This is a genomic window from Dyella sp. AtDHG13, assembly GCF_003201105.1.
Lineage (GTDB): Bacteria > Pseudomonadota > Gammaproteobacteria > Xanthomonadales > Rhodanobacteraceae > Dyella > Dyella jiangningensis_B.
The window spans coordinates 34,615-49,706 of record NZ_QICJ01000017.1; the positions used below are offsets into that span (position 1 = coordinate 34,615).

The following is a 15,092-nucleotide window of genomic DNA, read 5'->3' on the forward strand; positions in this document are numbered from 1 at the left end:
GGGCCGCCCTCCGGGCGTTCTTCGCGCTAAGCGCTCGTCCAGCTTTCACTGGAATGACGGCGCCCTTTCCCCAACGGCAAGTTTCATAGACACCTGTTTGGAACCCCCGCATGCGCAGTGACCTGATCAAGACCGGCCCCGACCGCGCACCCGCGCGCGCCATGCTGCGCGCCACCGGCCTGGACGACCAGGCCATCGCCAAGCCGCTGGTGGCGGTGGTGCACACGTGGTCCAACGTGAGCCCGTGCAACCTCAACCTGCGCGAACTGGCCGAGCACGTGGCCGAAGGCATTCGCGCGGCGGGCGGCACGCCCATCGAGTTCAACACCATCGCCGTCACCGACGGCATCGCCATGGGCACGCCCGGCATGCGCGCCTCGCTGATCAGCCGCGAGGTGATCACCGATTCGATCGAGCTGGCCGTCGACGGCCACTGCCTGGATGCAATGGTGGTGCTGTGCGGCTGCGACAAGACCATCCCCGCCGCGGCGATGGCGATGGCGCGCCTCAACATTCCCAGCGTCGCGCTGTACGGCGGCACCATCGCGCACGGCACGCACGACAACCATCCCATCACCATCCAGCAAGTGTTCGAGGCGGTGGGCGCACATGGCGCGGGCAAGATCGACGACGCGGAACTCACCTCGGTGGAGCGCGACGCCTGCCCGGGCGCGGGCGCCTGCGGCGGCCAGTTCACCGCCAACACCATGGCGATGGTGCTGACCACGCTGGGCCTGTCGCCGATGGGCTTCAACGATATTCCCGCCACGCACCCGGCCAAGGCCGCCGCCGCGCGCCGCTGCGGCGAGCTGGTGATGGATTGCCTGCGGGAGAACCGCACGCCGCGCGCGTTCCTCACCGAAACCGCCTTCCGCAACGCCGCGCGCATGGTCGCCGCCACCGCCGGTTCCACCAACGCCGTGCTGCACCTGCTCGCCATCGCGCGCGAGGCCGGCACGCGCTGGACGCTGGAGGATTTCGAGCCCGCGTCCAAGCACACGCCGGTGATCGCCGACCTGCTGCCGGGCGGCCGCTACACCGCTGTCGAGATGTTCGGCGCGGGCGGCAGCGCGCGCGTGGCGCAGGAACTGATCGCCGCCGGCATGCTGGACGACGCACCCACCGTCACCGGCCGCAGCCTGTTCGAGGAAAGCGCCGCCGCACCGCGCGCCGAAACACAGAACGTGGTGCATCCGGTCACGCAGCCGCTGAAGCCGCGCGGTGGCTATTCCATCCTGTACGGCAATCTCGCGCCGGAAGGCTGCATCCTTAAGCTCGCCGGCAAGGGCGCCAACCATTTCGAAGGCCGCGCCCGCGTGTTCGAGAGCGAGGAACAGGCCTTCGCCGCCGTGCAGGGCGGCAGCATCGAGAAGGGCGACGTCATCGTCATCCGCAACGAAGGTCCGGCCGGCGGCCCCGGCATGCGCGAAATGCTGGGCGTCACCGCCGCGTTGATCGGCCGCGGTATGGGCGACGACGTGGCGCTGATCACCGATGGGCGCTTCTCCGGTGCCACGCACGGCTACATGGTCGGCCATATCGCACCCGAAGCCGCGCGCGGCGGCCCCATCGCGCTGCTGCGCGAAGGCGATCGCATCCGCATCGACGCCGACACGCGCGAGATCAGCACCACCGCCGACCTCGCCGCGCGTCGCGCCAGCTGGCAGCCGCCGGCACCCAAGGTCACGCGCGGCGCGCTGGCCAAGTACGTCTCCCTGGTGGGCTCCGCCTCCGACGGCGCCACCACGCAAGCCATCGCACCACGCAGTACGTCCGCATCCACACACGCTTCCCAACACGTCAGCGAAGACACGACCGCAGGAGTCACCGCATGAGCAGCAGCAATACCAACGATACGCTGGCCAAGGCCCGCATCGCCGTCCTCGGCTTTGGCAGCCAGGGTCGCGCCCACGCCCTCAACCTGCGCGACTCCGGCCTGGATGTCGTGGTCGGCCTGCGCAAGGGCGGCCCCTCGTGGGAGAAGGCCCGCGCCGAAGGTTTCACCGTGGCCGAACCCGGCGATGCGGTGAAGGACGCCGACCTGGTCGCCGTGCTCACGCCCGACATGGTGCAGCCCAAGCTATACAAGGAAAGCATCGAGCCGAACATCAAGCCCGGCGCCGCGCTGCTGTTCGCGCACGGCTTCAATGTGCACTTCAAGCAGATCGAACCGCGCACCGACATCGACGTGATCCTGGTGGCGCCGAAGGGCCCGGGTGCGCTGGTGCGCCGCGAGTATGAAATCGGCCGTGGCGTGCCCAGCATCTGGGCCGTGCATCAGGATGTCAGCGGCCAGGCGGAAGCCAAGGCCAAGGCCTATGCCGACGGCATCGGCGGCGGCCGCGCGCTGCTGATCAAGACCGACTTCAAGGAAGAGACCGAGACGGATCTGTTCGGCGAGCAGGCCGTGCTGTGCGGCGGCGCCAGCTCGCTGGTGCAGGCCGGTTTCGAGACGCTGGTGGAAGCCGGCTACCAGCCGGAAATCGCCTATTACGAAGTGCTGCACGAACTGAAGCTGATCGTGGACCTGTTCTACGAAGGCGGCATCTCGCGCATGCTGGAGTTCATCTCCGAAACCGCGCAGTACGGCGACTACGTCAGCGGCCCGCGCGTGATCGACGCCGCCACCAAGGAGCGCATGAAGGGCGTGCTCAAGGACATCCAGGACGGCACTTTCGCCAGGAACTGGATCGCCGAATACAACGCCGGCCTGCCGAACTACAAGAAGTTCAAACAGGCCGACCTGGAGCATCCGGTGGAACAGGTGGGCGCCAAGCTGCGCGCGCGCATGCCGTGGCTGCAGGCGAATGCGCCGAAGGCGGAGCCGCTTAAGAAGGTGGGGTAAACGCCTCTAGCTCGTCATCCCTGCGAAAGCAGGGATCCAGTGCCTTCCGGGCCATAGAGCAGAGCGAGACTCACTGGATTCCTGCTTTCGCAGGAATGACGAGCTAAAGGTTTCGGCACTTTCAAAGGCTTTTGTTCAACTTCCGAGGGGTGCATTCCCGCACGCATTGCCCCTCCCTGTCCCTCCCTTGGCTTTCAAGGGAGGGAGTTTTTCCAACCGAAATTCATACCGCCGGCGCACCGGCGCATTGGGAAATCCGACCACCGTGAACATGCCACTGCAACACCCCTTCGCAGAGCACGACATACCCGCACCGACGGCGGCTCATCCGCTTGCCGGCCAGAGCATGAGCGGCGCGGAAGTGGTGGTGCAGGTATTGGCCGACGAAGGCGTCGACGTGTTGTTCGGCTACTCGGGCGGCGCGATCCTGCCGGTGTACGACGCCGTGTTCCGCTACAACGCCACGCATCTTTCGCCGCTGGGCGGCGAGCCGATGCCGCTGATCGTACCCGCCAACGAGCAGGGCGCGGGTTTCATGGCGGCAGGCTATGCGCGCGCGTCGGGCAAGGTGGGCGTGGCCATCGTCACCTCCGGCCCGGGCGCCACCAATATGGTGACACCGGTGCGCGATGCGATGTCCGACTCGGTGCCGATGGTGGTGATCTGCGGCCAGGTGCCCACGGGTGCGCTGGGCAGCGATGCCTTCCAGGAAGCGCCGGTCAGCAACATCATGAGTCCGTGCGCCAAGCACGTGTTCCTACTCACCGATGCGTCGAAACTCGAAGTGACCCTGCGCACGGCCTTCGAGATCGCGCGCAGCGGGCGTCCGGGACCGGTGGTGGTGGACATCCCCAAGGACGTGCAGAACACCGCGCTCGCCTTCGCCGGGGAAGGCACCTTGCCCATTCCCGGCTATCGCGCGCGACAGCACGCCATCCAGAACGCGCGGGTGGACGATGCGCACTGCGCTGCATTTTTCGACGCACTGGCGAAGGCGAAGCGTCCGCTGATCTACGCCGGCGGCGGCATCATCGCCGGCGAGGCTTCCGCCACGCTGCGCGCCTTCGCCCGGCAGTTCGGCCTGCCCGTGACCACCACGCTGATGGGCATCGGCGCCGTGGATACCACCGACCCGCTCGCGCTGCACATGCTGGGCATGCACGGCACGGCCTATGCCAACTACGCCGTGGAGGATTGCGACTTCCTGCTCGCCCTGGGCGCGCGTTTCGACGACCGCGTGGCCAGCGTGCCGGACCGCTTCGCGCCGAACGCGCGCTTCATCGCCCAGATCGACATCGACCCCGCCGAAATCGGCAAGGTGAAATCGGTGCACTGGCATCACCACGGCGACCTCGATGCGACCTTGTCGCGCCTGCATCAGTACGGCGTGCGTCACGGCTTGAACTACGGTGCCGATGGCCACTACGCGCCTTGGCACGCGCACATCGCCGCGCTCAAGCAGACGCATGCGCTGAACTACGACCGCGACAGCGCGCTGATCCAGCCGCAGGCGGTGATCGAGGCGATCAACCAGCACACGCAGGGCCGCGCCGTGATCAGCACGGGCGTGGGCCAGCACCAGATGTGGGCCGCGCAGTATTTCGATTTCCGCGAGCCGCGCCATTGGCTCACCTCCGGCTCGATGGGCACCATGGGCTTTGGCCTGCCCGCCGCCATCGGCGCGCAGTTCGCGCGGCGCGATGCCGTGGTGATCGACATCGACGGCGACGCCAGCATCCGCATGAACCTGGGCGAGCTGGAAACCGTCACCACCTACGGCCTGCCGGTGAAGGTGGTGGTGCTGAACAACATCGGCGACGGCATGGTGCGTCAGTGGCAGAAGCTGTTCTTCCGTGGCCGCTTCGCCTCATCCGACAAGAGCCTGCACAAGAAGGATTTCATCAAGGCCGCGCAGGCCGATGGTTTCGCCTGGGCAAAACGGCTGGAGAAGAAGGACGAGCTGGCCGACACCATTGCCGATTTCCTGGCGTTCGACGGCCCGGCCTTCCTCGAGGTGATGATCGATCCGGACGCCGGCGTGTATCCCATGGTGGGTCCGGGGGCGACGTATGCGCAGATGATCACGGGCGACTTCATTCCGTCGCGCGTGGCGCCAGCCGTTGCTGAAGATTCGAAGAGCGACATGTTCTAGACCGTCGCTCCAGCGGAAGCTGGAGCCCAGTGCCTTTCCAACCTACAAGGCGCTGGATTCCAGCTTTCGCTGGAATGACGAGTAGGAAGATACAGGGCTTGTCATGAAACACACACTTTCCATCCTGCTGCAGAACGAATCCGGCGCGCTGATGCGCGTGGCCGGCATGTTCGCCGCGCGTCACTGCAACATCGATTCACTCACCGTGGCCGCCACCGACGATCCGGAGGTCTCGCGGCTCACCCTGGTCATGCACGGCGCGGACGACACGGTGGAGCAGATCATCAAGCAGACGCGCAAGCTGGTCGACGTGATCGACGTCAGCCACCCCGCCGCCACGCCATGAATGCGCAAGTCGCCGCCGTCGATGCGGCAGACAGCCTGAGCGAGCACGAACTGCTGCGCCAGACGGTAGGCGCGCGCGTGTACGACGTGGCGCGCGAAACCGCGCTGGAACCGGCGCCGCTGCTTTCCACGCGGCTTGGCCAACCCGTGCTGCTCAAGCGCGAGGATCAGCAGCCGGTGTTCTCGTTCAAGCTGCGCGGCGCGTACAACCGCATGTCGCAGCTGGGTGCGGAGCAGCGCGCACGGGGCGTCATCGCCGCATCGGCCGGCAATCACGCGCAGGGCGTGGCGCTGGCGGCGGCGCGGTTGGGCCTGCGCGCGGTGATCGTGATGCCGGTGACCGCGCCGCAAGTGAAGGTGGATGCCGTGCGCCGGCTTGGCGGTGCGCAGGTGGAGGTCGTGCTCGCGGGTGATTCCTATAGCGATGCGCAGGCCGCGGCGGCGCGGCTGCAGGCCGAGCACGGCTATACCTTCGTGCATCCGTTCGACGATCCGGCGGTGATTGCCGGGCAGGCCACGGTGGGCATGGAGATCCTGCGCCAGCATCCCGGCCCGCTGCATGCCATCTTCGTACCCGTGGGCGGCGGCGGCCTGCTGGCCGGCGTGGCGGGTTACGTCAAGGCATTGCGTCCCGAGATCAAGGTGATCGGCGTGCAGACCTGCGACTCCGACGCGATGGCGCAGTCACTCGATGCGGGCGCGCCGGTCACGCTGCCGGAAGTCGGCCTGTTCGCCGACGGCACGGCGGTGAAGCGCGTGGGCGACCTGACCTTCGCGCTATGCCAGCGTTACGTGGACAATATGGTGCGCGTGGATACCGATGCGATCTGCGCGGCCATCCGCGATGTGTTCCAGGACACGCGCAGCGTGCCCGAGCCCGCGGGTGCGCTGGCGCTGGCGGGCCTCAAGCAATACGTTGCGACGCACGGCGCGTCGGAACATCCCATGGTCGCCATCGTGTCGGGCGCCAACCTCAATTTCGATCGCCTGCGTTTTGTCGCCGAGCGCGCGGAGGTGGGCGAGCAGCGCGAGGCGGTGTTCGCCGTGACCATTCCCGAGGAACGCGGCAGCTTCCGCCGCTTCTGCGCGGCGCTGGACCAGCGCAGCATCACCGAATTCAATTACCGCATCGGCAACGCCAGCGAAGCGCACATCTTCGTAGGCGTGCAGACCACGCATCGCGACGAGCGCCAGACATTGATCGAAGCGTTCCGCGCACACGGCTTCGGCGTGCTCGACCTGACCGACGACGAACTGGCCAAGCTGCACCTGCGCCACATGATCGGCGGCAGCTCGCCGCTGGCGCGCGACGAGCTGCTATATCGCTTCGAGTTTCCCGAGCGGCCCGGCGCGCTCACGCGTTTCCTCGGCCATATGCATCCGGACTGGAACATCAGCCTGTTCCACTACCGCAACCAGGGCGCCGACTACGGCCGCATCCTTGTCGGCATCCAGGTGCCGCAGGACGAGCGCGCGCTGTTCCAGGCGTTTCTCGACACGCTGGGTTATCCGTTCCGCGACGAAAGCGACAACCCGGCGTATCGATTGCTGTTGCGCTGACCGTAGCCCGGATGAAGCCGCCGGCGGAATCCGGGATGGCGATGCGGCAATGGTCGGTTTTCGCGGACGACCGATGCGCCTGTTTTTCGTGAGCGCATGTGCGTCGCGATGCGTTATCCCGGATTCCGCCTGCGGCTTCATCCGGGCTACGGGCGGAGTTACGGCGACTTGGATTCGCCCGCCGCTTTTCGGCCGCGCCGCATGCTCCACGCGCCAAGCACCGGCACGAGCACGATGGCCAGGCGCGCCAGCAACGCGAGGATGTGCAGGTCGCGCTTGGTTTCGCTTCGCGCCAGGCCTTGCTGGATCATCTCTTCCGATGCCTTGGTTTCCTCGGGCTTGGGGCCGGTGATGAAGCCCTCCAGGCCCAACGCGGCGGTGGCGTCGGCCGGTTGGTGGTCTTCGTAGCGCGCGCCCGGGTCGAAGTGGATGCCTTCGGCCAGCGCGGCGAGCGGGCTTCCCGTCACAGTCTGCTGCTCGTCCTGATTCAGCCCGGACAACGTGATCTGTAAGGCGACGGCGTAAAGGCGGCCCAGCGTCACGCTGTTCAATTCCCCGTGGCTGTCGTAATGGAAGCCGCCGGCGGGCGAGCCCATGTCGGTGATGCGGTAGCCCCAGTTCAGACGATGAGTCGCGGCATCCCACACGGGCTTGTCGATCCATTGCATCGACGTCATGTGCGCGCTGCCCGCCGGCGCGCGCAGATCGAAGCGCGAGCCGTAGTAGTTGATGGTCTGTTCCAGCTGCTGCGTATCGAGCTGGATGCCGTCGGTGGGCACGTAGCCTTGCTGCGCCACGATCATGCGGGCGATCCAGCGGCCGTCTTCGGGCGCGACCAACGCCACGGAGAGCTCGCCGTCCGGCGAGGGATTGTCCGGCAGCTTGCGCACCGCTTCCGGCGAGAGATAGCGGAAGCCCTTGGGCAGATCGAACGTGGCAGGGCCATCGAGCTTGATGGTGGCCGGGCCGTGCTGCCACGCGACGCCCAATGGCACGAGGATGTCGCCCGACGAGGGGCCGAATTCGTAGCCGTTGCGCTCATCCTCTTCCCTGGCCTGCTGCAGCTTGCGGCTCGCGGCTTCCTGTAGCGCGGCCTTGGCGCCGTCGCTCAGCGCCAGCTCGCTGGAACTGTCGGACGACGCCTTGGCGGCGCAGGTGTCGGCCACGTTCGCCGGCCAGATGATGTCGCCCTTGGCGTTGCGCACGGCCTCGATGCCGCAGTCCTGCGGTTCGAGGCTGGCGATGACGTCGCCCTTGGCGTTCATCCATAGCGTGCGCTCCGGATTGTCCTTCAGCGTGGTGGGCTGCCTGAACTGCACCACGTCGCCTTCCCGGGATTCGTTCACCGACCATTGCCACGGCACCGCGGTGGAACTGAACTCTTCCGCGTGCACGGGCTTGCCGCTGCGGTCGATCAAACCCCAATGGCCCTGCGCATCGCCGACCACCGCCACATCGCCGTGGAACGAGTCGATGCTGCCGCCGACGCGTCGCGCCAGCTCCTTGCCCTGGCGGTCGATCAATACGCGCACCGATTCGCCCTTTTCGTCATCCGCCAGCGTGACCCACGCGCGGCCTTCGGAGAAAGGAAGCCCGCCCGTCCAATCCTTGCGCGGCCCGACCACGGGGCGGCCGCTCTGGATGTCCAGCACGCCCGTTCGCCCTTCGCCATCGGAGAAGAACGACAGGCCTTCGGTGGGCTCCTGAACCGATGCGCCATCGCCGGAGACTTCGAACAACACGCGGCCCTGTTCGTCCAGCAGCCGATAGCGATCGACGGTTTCCTGATTCTGCGAAGTCGTTTCGAGCACGCGTCCAGGGCCGACGACGGTGAGGCCCATGCGCTGGGCGAACGGCATGACGAGCTTGCCCTGCGTATCGATAAGGCCCAGTTGCACGGCACCGCCATTGAGCGGCGATGCCCCGCGCTGCACCACCGCCAGGCCGAACGCATAGGCCTCGATGTGCTCGTACTGGCCCAGCGGCACGATGATGTGGTTGTCGCGATCGATCACGCCGATCTTCAGGTCGCCATCGACCGTGTTGCCGACCACCGCCCGCCCGTTGGAGAAGGCATTGGCGACTTCATAGGCGGGCGCAATGGCGAAGTGTCCCTTGCCATCGACGTAACCGTATAGCGAGCTCTTGGGGCCCTGCGCCTGCGCAAGGCCTTCGCTGTAGCGCCCGATCTCCTGCAGAGTGGTCTCGCTGATGGTCTTGCCCGCAGCGTCCAGCAGGTCGATCCGGCGGGATTCCCGCTCGGCCACCCAGACATCACCGTTGGCATAGAGCTGCGCATAGACCGGCTGGACCGCCCAGTTGCCCTGCCGATCCACCAGGCCGCACGCGCGGTAAAGCGTCTCGGCGCAGACGGGTATCAAGCGGGGCGATGGCGCGTTGCCCGGTGGCGGCGGCGACGTGTCGGCATGCGTGATGCCCGCGCAGGCGAGGCACAGGGCAAGCACGAGGCGAAGAGCGTTCGATGACTTCATAGAGGCAATCCATGCGTGAAAAGCGCCGTGGAACGATCACGCGACACATCCTGCGTGCACAGCGCTTGGGTCTTCCAAGGTCCACCAGCATGCGCCTGCCCCTGATCAGGCGCATGCACAGTGTAGAGCTTCAACGTCCCGTTGGCTGGTCTCGCCTGTTCAAACTCGCGCGCAGGTACCAAATTCCCTCACCGTCATTCCGGCTTTCGCCGGAATGACGGTGAGGGATATAGACGTATACGCGAGATTTTGGATAGGTAATTACATCTTTTCAGCCGGGTCATTCACTACTTCCAGCTCAAACACGTGGTTGTCGTAGTCGCTGAAGTACAGCGCGGTGTCGTCGCGCGCCATCTGATAATCCACCGCCAGCGCGTCCATGCGGCGGGCGCAGGCGAGCTGTTCTTCCTTGGTGACGGCGAAGCCGATGTGGTCGCCGTTGCGCGAGGCCGGGCCCTGGCCGCGGATCAGCGCGAACTCCAGCCCCGCCAGGGCCAGGATCACTTCCGGGTGCGCGTCCTGCGGGTTTTCCTCGCGCAGCACGCGCGCATCCGGGAACACGTCGGTGAGCAGGTGCGCGGTGCGGGTGGGATGGCTGACGATCAGGGCGATATGGCTGAGGGCTTTGGGCATGGGCTTAGGTCCCGGTCGAAAGAGCGAGTGTAGGCCGCTTTGTGACGGCCTTGCGACAGCGTGCGCCATGCAAACCTGCACCGGTTCACGCCACCGATGCGGGCACGGCACGTTAAACTGAGAGAATGGCTCCGACTTCCCGCAAGCGCCAGCGGCGCAACCTGCCGTCCACCCATGCACCGCGTCCGCGGCCCGGCGCGTCGCGATCGGCGCAGGCCGCGCAACCGGCGGACAGCTCCACCCGCGCCACGCGCGTGCTCGACTGGCTGCTGCAGCAACTGCCGGCGCCATACCGCGCCAAGGCGCGCGACTACCTGGTGCTGACCCGCATGGACCGCCCCATCGGCGCCCTGCTGCTGTTGTGGCCAACGTGGTGGGCGCTATGGCTGGCCGCCTCGGACTTTCCGCCGGTGAAGCTGCTGGTGATCTTCACCCTGGGCGTGTTCGCCATGCGCGCGGCGGGCTGCGCCATCAACGATTTCGCCGACCGCAAGCTGGACCCGCAGGTGGAGCGCACGGCCGGCCGCCCCATCGCGGCGGGCCGCGTGACGCCGCGCGAGGCGCTGATCGTGTTCGCCAGCCTGCTGGCGTTCTCCTTCATCCTGGTGCTGTTCACCAACAGGCTGACCATCGAGCTGTCGTTCGCGGGCGCCGCACTGGCGGCCGTGTATCCGTTCACCAAGCGCTATACGCATCTGCCGCAGGTGGTGCTGGGCGCGGCGTTCGGCTGGTCGATCCCGATGGCGTTCGCCGCCGTGATGAACACGGTGCCGCCGATCGGCTGGCTGCTGTTCATCGCCAACATTATCTGGTCGGTGGTCTACGACACCGAATACGCGCTGGTGGACCGCGACGACGACATCAAGGCCGGCGCCAAGTCCACCGCCATCCTGTTCGGCGACGCGGACCTGCCGATACTGGGCATCCTGATGGCGACCTTCCTGCTCGCCATGCTGTTCGTGGGCCAGCGCGCCAGCCTGGGCTGGCCGTACTGGCTGGGGCTGCTGGCGTCGGCCGGGCTGTTCGGCTGGCAGCTGTGGCGCATCCGCACCCACGACCGCGCCGCCTGCCTGTGGGCCTTCCGCAACAACAACTGGCTGGGCATGGCCGTGTGGATCGGCATCGTGCTGGCGCTGGCGTTCCGTTGATTGGTTGCGTGACCGCGTCGTGAAGCCGCGCCTGCACGCGCCGGCGACGCCTTCTGAAAATATCGTCGGCTAACCTGTCGATTCCCGCCGGGGTCGTTCGTCGTCAGCATGAGGACCGCCCAGAGCCGGTCCATGCATGCCATCCGAAGGAGTGACAACAATGCGATTCGTAGCCATGGTCCGCGCCACCCGGGCCTCCGAAGCCGGCGAGATGCCCAGCGAGAAACTGCTCACCGAGATGACCCGGTTCAACGAGGAACTGGTGAAGGCCGGCGTGTTGCTGGCCGGCGAAGGGCTGCACCCCAGCAGGAACGGCGCGCGCGTGCGCTACGAGGGCGACAAGCGCACCGTCATCGACGGCCCGTTCGCCGAAACCAAGGAACTCATCGCCGGCTTCTGGCTGCTGCAGGTGGCCTCGCTGGAAGAAGCCATCGAATGGATGAAGCGCTGCCCCAATCCGTTCGAGGAAGGCGCTTCGGAAGTCGAGATACGCCGCGTGTTCGAAGCCGAGGACTTCGGCGAGGCATTCACCCCCGAGATGCGCGAACTGGAAGCGCAACAGCGCGCCAGGATGGCCGAGGGCCACTGATCCCACGGAGGCACGTCATGCTGATCCAGCCTTATCTGTTCTTCGATGGCCGCTGCGAGGAGGCGCTCGCCTTCTACGGTAAGGCCGTGGGCGCGCAGGTGCAGAACCTGGTGCGCTTCAAGGACAACCCCGAGCAACCGGGCGACCAGCCCGCCGGCCCGCGTCCGCCCGATGGCGAGAAGATCATGCACGCGTCGATGAAGATCGGCGAATCGCTGGTCAACGCCTCCGACGGCGAGTGCCTCGGCAACCCGCAGTTCCAGGGCTTCTCGCTGGTGATCAACGCCAAGGACGAGGACGAGGCGAAGCGCTGCTTCGTGGCGCTGACGGACGGCGGCGAAGCGACCATGCCGCTGACGAAGACTTTCTTCGCCTCCTCCTTTGGCATGCTGCGTGACCGCTTCGGCGTGCACTGGATGGTGATGTCGCCGCCCTGATGGTGCGCACGAACTTGCGCCGCAGGGAGCGTGGTGCTGTGATCGGCGGCCATGAGCGCGACCGACATCCACCGCACCATCGACGCCGTCTGGCGCATCGAAGCGCCGCGCCTGATCGCCGGCTTGGCCCGCATCACCCGCGACGTAGGCGTGGCGGAGGAGCTGGCGCAGGACGCGCTGGTGACGGCGCTGGAGCAATGGCCGACCACCGGCGTGCCGCGCAACCCCGGCGCCTGGCTGATGACCACGGCCAAGCACCGCGCCATCGACCAGATGCGCCGCCACGCCCTGCATCGCCGCAAGGAAGGCGAACTGACGCGCGAGATCGAGGACCAGCTCGAACAATCCGTGGGAGACCCGGATGCCATGCTCGACAATCCGGTCGGTGACGATCTGCTCAGCCTGATATTCACGGCCTGCCATCCGGTGCTGTCCACCGAGGCGCGCGTGGCGCTGACGCTGCGCATGCTCGGCGGCCTCACCACCGGCGAGATCGCGCGCGCGTTCCTGGTGCCCGAGCCCACCGTCGCGCAACGCATCGTGCGCGCCAAGCGCACGCTCAGCGATGCGCAGGTGCCCTTCGAAGTGCCGCGCGGGGAAGAACTCGCTGTGCGGCTCGCCTCCGTGCTGGAAGTGGTCTACCTGATCTTCAACGAAGGCTATGCGGCCACCTCGGGCAGCGACTGGATGCGCCCGCAACTGTGCGAGGAAGCCCTGCGCCTGGGCCGCGTGCTCGCCGGCCTGGCGCCGGCCGAACCGGAAGTGCACGGCCTGGTCGCGCTGATGGAAATCCAGGCTTCGCGCACCGCGGCCCGGCAAGGTCCGAACGGCGAACCCATTCTGCTGAACGACCAGAACCGCGCACGCTGGGATCAACTGCTCATTCGTCGCGGCCTGGCCGCGCTGCAACGCGCCGAAACGCTGGGCGGCACCGAGCGTCCGTACACGCTGCAAGCCGGCATCGCCGCCTGCCACGCCCGCGCACGCGCGCCCGAAGACACCGACTGGCCGCGCATCGCCTCGCTGTACGACACGCTCGCGCGCGTCATGCCCTCGCCGGTGGTCGCGCTCAACCGCGCGGTGGCGCATGCTCAAGCGTTCGGTCCGGAAGTGGGCCTGTCGCTGGTAGACGCCCTGCGCGACGAACCCCTGCTGCGCCAATACCACCTGCTGCCCAGCGTGCGCGGCGACTTGCTCGGCAAGCTCGGCCGCCACGGCGAGGCGCGCGAGGAGTTCGAACGCGCCGCCTCGCTCACGCGCAACCTGCGCGAGCGTGACTTGCTGTTGAGCCGCGCCACGGCCAGCGCCGCCGCTCAGTCGTGACCGTACCGCGTTGAGCGGAGCGAGAGGCATGTAGCCCGGATGAAATCCGGGATCGGCCTGCGAACACACTCAACGCTATTCGTGCGGTGACGCTAGCGTGTTCCCGGATTGCGCTGCGCTCCATCCGGGCTACGGGGTGCTCGCGCGATGTAGCCCGGATGAAATCCAGGATAGGCCCGCGAACACACTCAACGCTATTCGTGAGGTGACGCTGGCGCGTTCCCGGATTGCGCTGCGCTTCATCCGGGCTACGAGGTGCGCTCGGCGCTGCCGTGGGGCTTCACGTTATGCCTGCTCGCGGGACATTACCGGGCGGCGCTCAGTCCTGCCACAGATCCGCGACCTGGGTGAAAACGAAGAATAGGTTGGTCGCCAAGGCCACGGCCGCGACGATGCCGCTTGTGCGGCGCCCGGCGAAGAAGCCGGCGACGACGAGCAGTATGTAGGCCGAGAAACCCAGGTATCCCCAGGGGTTGAGCTTCGCATCCCAGAAGAAGATGGCTTCGCACAGCCCTTCCAGGTGAAACAGCGCGATGGCGATCAGTGCCCATCGGCCATCCCGGATGTAGATATCGCGGTGGTCGTCGCCCGGCTTGAGTTCGCTGAAGGGAAGAATCATCACCGCCGCGAACACCAGCAGTAGCGGCTGCATCATCATCATCAGGAACGAGGTGAAGGACCAATCCTGGTAGGTCTTGAGCTGCCGCAGCGACCACCAGGCGTCCATCGCGTCCAGGAAGATCACGGCCACCCACGCCAGCGAGACCCCGTAAAGGCGGGATATGTGCCGCGACCGCAAGGCGCAGGCGAGGCTGGTCAGGAGCCGTGTCACGGTCAGGCCGATCAGCATGCCGAAGACGACGGTGACCCATTGGAAATTGGACATGGAGAGGAGTGGCGCGAAACGGATTCACGCCAGTGTGGTGATCGCCGCAGGGCGCAACCATCAGAGGGCTCGCAAAGTGCGGGATGGGCGCGGAAAGGCGGCGCGCCCTGCCGCGCGCGATCACGTCTTGCAGAACCGGTTGGCGCGATACGCCTCAAGGCTGGGCACGGCGCCATACATGGTTTCGACGAAGGCGTTGCGTTCGTGCCACATCACTTCCATGTCCCACAGGCAGAACGAGTAGCGCGAAAGGTCTTCCACCCAGCCGGTGGCGTCCTGCGCCGCGACGGCGATGAACATCTCGTTGTCGTTGCCCCACCAGCCCAGCACCAGGTAGCGCGCGTTCGCCGCCTCATGGCAGATGGCGAAGGCCGGCGTGCTCCGCCAGGCGATGGGGCGCGCCTGTTTCATGGCGTGCAGGCGCGGCAGGTAGCGCGTGACGTCCACCGGCACGCTGGTCGCGGCGATGGTGTAGACCTTGAGGCCGTCGGCATCGGTATCCGCGGGCAGGCTTTCGATGGGGCGGGGGCGATACATGCGATCCGTTCCTCCGGGGTGAGCCATGAGCGGCCGGCGCAGCGGCGAGCGATCGCGGTGATTGCACCACAGCCGTAGAGCCGTTTAAATGGCCCGTCCCGCCGATGGGGCCTGGCCTTGTCTCGTCGGCAGCCTCACCCGAGGC

The 15,092-nt window shown here is 66.9% G+C and carries 13 protein-coding genes; 9 read left to right on the forward strand and 4 right to left on the reverse strand.

Annotation, left to right across the window (positions count from 1 at the left end):
• Positions 1-110 precede the first annotated feature (110 nt).
• From ilvD to ilvA, 5 genes are all read left to right on the forward strand, one after another.
• Positions 111-1,835, forward strand: a complete 1,725-nt coding sequence (gene ilvD, locus BDW41_RS21185; protein ID WP_074548430.1) for a dihydroxy-acid dehydratase — start codon at positions 111-113, stop codon at positions 1,833-1,835.
• Positions 1,832-2,845 (forward strand): ketol-acid reductoisomerase, encoded by a 1,014-nt coding sequence (gene ilvC / locus BDW41_RS21190; RefSeq protein ID WP_074548428.1) that lies wholly within the window; start codon positions 1,832-1,834, stop codon positions 2,843-2,845. Before ilvD ends, ilvC begins: the two co-directional genes overlap by 4 nt.
• Positions 2,846-3,116: 271 nt before the next feature.
• Positions 3,117-4,997, forward strand: coding sequence for a biosynthetic-type acetolactate synthase large subunit (gene ilvB / locus BDW41_RS21195; RefSeq protein WP_074548533.1), 1,881 nt, complete (start codon positions 3,117-3,119; stop codon positions 4,995-4,997).
• A gap of 103 nt (positions 4,998-5,100) precedes the next feature.
• The gene (ilvN, locus tag BDW41_RS21200) at positions 5,101-5,343 is read left to right on the forward strand and encodes an acetolactate synthase small subunit (protein WP_074548426.1); all 243 of its coding nucleotides are present in this window, start codon (positions 5,101-5,103) and stop codon (positions 5,341-5,343) included.
• On the forward strand, positions 5,340-6,902 hold the full coding sequence (ilvA, locus tag BDW41_RS21205; protein WP_074548424.1) for a threonine ammonia-lyase, biosynthetic: 1,563 nt from the start codon (positions 5,340-5,342) through the stop codon (positions 6,900-6,902). The genes ilvN and ilvA overlap by 4 nt, the downstream gene beginning before the upstream one ends.
• Positions 6,903-7,060: 158 nt before the next feature.
• Here the strand turns inward: ilvA and BDW41_RS21210 are convergent, their stop codons facing one another.
• Positions 7,061-9,394 (reverse strand): DUF2167 domain-containing protein, encoded by a 2,334-nt coding sequence (locus BDW41_RS21210; RefSeq protein WP_074548422.1) that lies wholly within the window; start codon positions 9,392-9,394, stop codon positions 7,061-7,063.
• 261 nt (positions 9,395-9,655) lie between these two features.
• Positions 9,656-10,027 (reverse strand): hypothetical protein, encoded by a 372-nt coding sequence (locus BDW41_RS21215; protein ID WP_074548420.1) that lies wholly within the window; start codon positions 10,025-10,027, stop codon positions 9,656-9,658.
• A 125-nt stretch (positions 10,028-10,152) separates the two neighbouring features.
• On the opposite strand from BDW41_RS21215, the gene ubiA reads away from it, so the two are divergent.
• From ubiA to BDW41_RS21235, 4 genes are all read left to right on the forward strand, one after another.
• Positions 10,153-11,175: a 4-hydroxybenzoate octaprenyltransferase gene (ubiA, locus tag BDW41_RS21220; protein WP_233496984.1), complete on the forward strand. Its 1,023-nt coding sequence runs from the start codon at positions 10,153-10,155 to the stop codon at positions 11,173-11,175.
• A 160-nt stretch (positions 11,176-11,335) separates the two neighbouring features.
• Entirely contained in the window at positions 11,336-11,764 is a 429-nt protein-coding gene (locus tag BDW41_RS21225; protein WP_074548418.1) for a YciI family protein, read from the forward strand.
• A gap of 17 nt (positions 11,765-11,781) precedes the next feature.
• Positions 11,782-12,201, forward strand: a complete 420-nt coding sequence (locus BDW41_RS21230) for a VOC family protein (protein ID WP_074548416.1) — start codon at positions 11,782-11,784, stop codon at positions 12,199-12,201.
• A 51-nt stretch (positions 12,202-12,252) separates the two neighbouring features.
• Positions 12,253-13,524, forward strand: a complete 1,272-nt coding sequence (locus BDW41_RS21235) for an RNA polymerase sigma factor (protein ID WP_074548414.1) — start codon at positions 12,253-12,255, stop codon at positions 13,522-13,524.
• Between the two features lie 319 nt (positions 13,525-13,843).
• Here the strand turns inward: BDW41_RS21235 and BDW41_RS21240 are convergent, their stop codons facing one another.
• Positions 13,844-14,374 (reverse strand): hypothetical protein, encoded by a 531-nt coding sequence (locus tag BDW41_RS21240; protein WP_146217402.1) that lies wholly within the window; start codon positions 14,372-14,374, stop codon positions 13,844-13,846.
• 156 nt (positions 14,375-14,530) lie between these two features.
• Complete coding sequence (locus BDW41_RS21245; protein WP_074548410.1) at positions 14,531-14,947, reverse strand: hypothetical protein; 417 nt, start codon at positions 14,945-14,947, stop codon at positions 14,531-14,533.
• Between the last annotated feature and the right edge of the window lie 145 nt (positions 14,948-15,092).

Coding starts and splice junctions, on each gene's coding strand:
- BDW41_RS21235 (WP_074548414.1), top strand. CDS start 12,253: ATGAGCGCGACCGACATCCACCGCACCATCGACGCCGTCTGGCGCATC.
- ilvA (WP_074548424.1), top strand. CDS start 5,340: ATGAATGCGCAAGTCGCCGCCGTCGATGCGGCAGACAGCCTGAGCGAG.
- BDW41_RS21230 (WP_074548416.1), top strand. CDS start 11,782: ATGCTGATCCAGCCTTATCTGTTCTTCGATGGCCGCTGCGAGGAGGCG.
- BDW41_RS21245 (WP_074548410.1), bottom strand. CDS start 14,947: ATGTATCGCCCCCGCCCCATCGAAAGCCTGCCCGCGGATACCGATGCC.
- BDW41_RS21215 (WP_074548420.1), bottom strand. CDS start 10,027: ATGCCCAAAGCCCTCAGCCATATCGCCCTGATCGTCAGCCATCCCACC.
- ilvB (WP_074548533.1), top strand. CDS start 3,117: ATGCCACTGCAACACCCCTTCGCAGAGCACGACATACCCGCACCGACG.
- BDW41_RS21240 (WP_146217402.1), bottom strand. CDS start 14,374: ATGCTGATCGGCCTGACCGTGACACGGCTCCTGACCAGCCTCGCCTGC.
- ilvD (WP_074548430.1), top strand. CDS start 111: ATGCGCAGTGACCTGATCAAGACCGGCCCCGACCGCGCACCCGCGCGC.
- ilvN (WP_074548426.1), top strand. CDS start 5,101: ATGAAACACACACTTTCCATCCTGCTGCAGAACGAATCCGGCGCGCTG.
- ubiA (WP_233496984.1), top strand. CDS start 10,153: ATGGCTCCGACTTCCCGCAAGCGCCAGCGGCGCAACCTGCCGTCCACC.
- BDW41_RS21210 (WP_074548422.1), bottom strand. CDS start 9,394: ATGAAGTCATCGAACGCTCTTCGCCTCGTGCTTGCCCTGTGCCTCGCC.
- ilvC (WP_074548428.1), top strand. CDS start 1,832: ATGAGCAGCAGCAATACCAACGATACGCTGGCCAAGGCCCGCATCGCC.
- BDW41_RS21225 (WP_074548418.1), top strand. CDS start 11,336: ATGCGATTCGTAGCCATGGTCCGCGCCACCCGGGCCTCCGAAGCCGGC.